Raw genomic sequence first — 2,674 nt, forward strand, 5'->3', positions numbered from 1 at the left:
GCGGGTCCGTCGCATGCGGAGTTCCCAACTCCGGTACAGAGTTGTCGCGTTGTGTTCTCGTACACCCGGTCGACCTGATCCGGCCATGTAGGGCTGGCCGAATAGTAGGCAACCGGAGCCGTCAGCCTGAGCGCGACCATTCCCTCGTGCCGCCCCCCCCCGGGCGGCTCGTTCATCCCGGAGGTGCCCGCCATGAGATTCCGCGTACCCGATCCGAGAGAGCGGGGGAGGTGGCGCCGGCGGATACCGGCCATGGGACTCGTGCTCGCCGTGGCGGCGGCGCTGGTCACGGTGCCGCTCGGCCTGGGCACGGTCACCGAGGCTCACGCCTCCTCCGCGGTGACGGTTCCCGGGCCCCTGGTCTGGAATCCGGGACCCAAGACCCACGGCCCGGGGGTCGGTAGCATCACCGTCTCCCAGACCGAGAACCTGACGGACCAGGTCATCCAGGTGTCCTGGAGCGGCTTCACCCCGAGCAAGGGTCGGCTCGGGAGTGGCAACCCCGTCTTCGCGGCCGAGGGCAACAAGTCGGTCTTCTACACCGTCCGGGTCTACCAGTGTCGCGGCAAGGACCCCAAAATCACCGACTGCTACGGCAGCTCGCTGTACAACGCCGACCCGGAGAAGGGATTCGAGCAGCCCAAGCCGGCGCCGGGGACGACCACTCCCGACCTCCCGACCAACATGGCGCTCGCCGTGACCGGTCCGGACGGGTCGGGCAGTACGGCCATCGAGCTCCGCTCGGGGCGGACGAGCCCCTCGCTGGGTTGCGATGCCACGCACGAGTGCTCCCTCGTGGTCGAGGCCAATTACGGCGGCGACCCGGTGGACCTCTTCCAGTCGAACGACGGCATTCCCAATTGCGACAACCACGATGCGGACGACGACATCTCCAGTCCGGCCGCCGCGGACGCCGTGTTCACGCAGTTCGAGAACTGGCTGACCCTTGACTACGCGGGTGAGCAGTGCGCCTGGGCGAACCGCGTCAAGATCCCGCTGTCCTTCGCCGAGACCCCCAAGGACTGCAAGGAAGCCGCCCCCGATGTGATCGCCTCCGGCCTGGAGATGGTCGGCCGCGCGATGCAGCAGTGGATGACCGGCCTCTGCCTCGGCAAGTCCCCGCTGACCGTGCAGTGGGGCGCCTCGGGCGGTGAGCCGGCGGCCCGGGACTCCTTCCTGAACGGCAGCCGATTGGACGTGGGCCTGACCGCCCTGCCGGATCGCGGTACGCCGACGCGGCCGTACGTCTACGCTCCGCTCGCCACGACCGGCATCTCGATCGTGTACTGGGTGAACGACGAGAGCGGCCGGCAGATCCGGGACATGAGGCTCAACGCCCGGCTGGTGGCCAAGATGCTGACGCAGAGCTACCGTGCCTCGGGCAACGACGACATCAGGATGGTGTCGGTCGACGGCAACCCGACCTGCGTCTTCAGCGATCCGGAGTTCCTCCAGCTGAACCCGCTGCCGGCCGCGAGCGGGCTGAAGTGGCCGACGTGTTCCGGCCCGGGTGACTCCCTCCCGATCGTGCTGGGCACCACCACCGACCTCAGCACCCGGCTGACCTCGTGGATCGCGGGTGACCCCGACGCGGCGCGATTCCTGGAGGGCGAGCGCGACCCGTGGGGCACCCGGATCAGCACCGAGTACCTGCGCCCGAAGTTCGGGGGCTTCCCGGTCGACCAGCTCGTCCGTCAGGACAACACCGGATTCGTGCAGAAGCCGGGCAAGCCGGAGCCGGCCGAGCACGTCAAGCACTTCAAGCAGTACGAGTGGAACCCGCTCCAGACCAGCCTGAGCAAGGTGCTGCGGGACTTCCAGGACGGACAGCCGAGCGGGCTCATCGCCGAGCCTGACAACGGTGGCCGCAACGCCCCGCTGCCCAAGCAGCCGGTCGGGAGGCGGACGATGTTCGCGATCATGGACTCCGGCCAGGCGAAGGCCTACTCGTTCGCCGAGGCGCAGCTCCAGAACCCGGCCGGCGCCTTCGTCTCCCCGACGCTCAACTCGTTCCAGTCCGCCCTGTCGGACATGCCGGTGGACCCGGCGACCGGGACGCAGCTGCTGCCCTACGGCGAGACCAACAACCCGTACTCCTCCGACCAGCGCGCCTACCCGCTGACGGTCGTGCAGTACGCCATGGTGCCGACCGGAAGGCTGTCGGCGGACAAGGCCGCGGCGGTGGCGAGGTTCCTCAAGACCGTTACCGACACCGGCCAGATCTACGGCCCCGATCCGGGCCACCTCCCCGCGGGCTTCCTCGCGCTCACCAAGGAGCAGCGGGCGCAGGCCCAGGAGGCGGTCAATCACGTCGAGGCGCAGGACGGCGCCTGGCCGGGCAACCAGAAGCCGCCGACGGAGCCGACGCCCACCGAGCCGACCGAGCCGAACGGTGGCAACGGCTCGATCCCCGAGTCCGGCAGTGGCGGCGGTTCGTCCTCCGGCGGTACCGGTACCAACGGCACCGTCGGCGGCACCGGTTCGACCGGGACCGACACCACCACGCCGGTCTCCGGCGGCACGACCGGTGGCACGACCGGCGGTACGGACTCCTCGGGCGGCTCCGGCGACACGGGCGGCTCCGGCGGCTCGTCCGGTGGCAGCGGTTCGAGCGGCCTCGGGTCCGGGAGCACCGGAGGCACCGGCGCCACCACCGGCGGCGCCGCGGCGGCCG

General features: G+C 70.2%; 1 pseudogene. It reads left to right on the top strand.

From position 1 onward, the window contains the following. Positions 1-252 precede the first annotated feature (252 nt). Positions 253-2,674: pseudogene (locus tag ABD308_RS12230) on the top strand (hypothetical protein); the annotation flags it as partial.

Origin of the sequence: Kitasatospora putterlickiae (genome assembly GCF_039527695.1) — a bacterium.
In the GTDB taxonomy this organism is placed as follows: Bacteria; Actinomycetota; Actinomycetes; order Streptomycetales; family Streptomycetaceae; genus Kitasatospora; species Kitasatospora putterlickiae.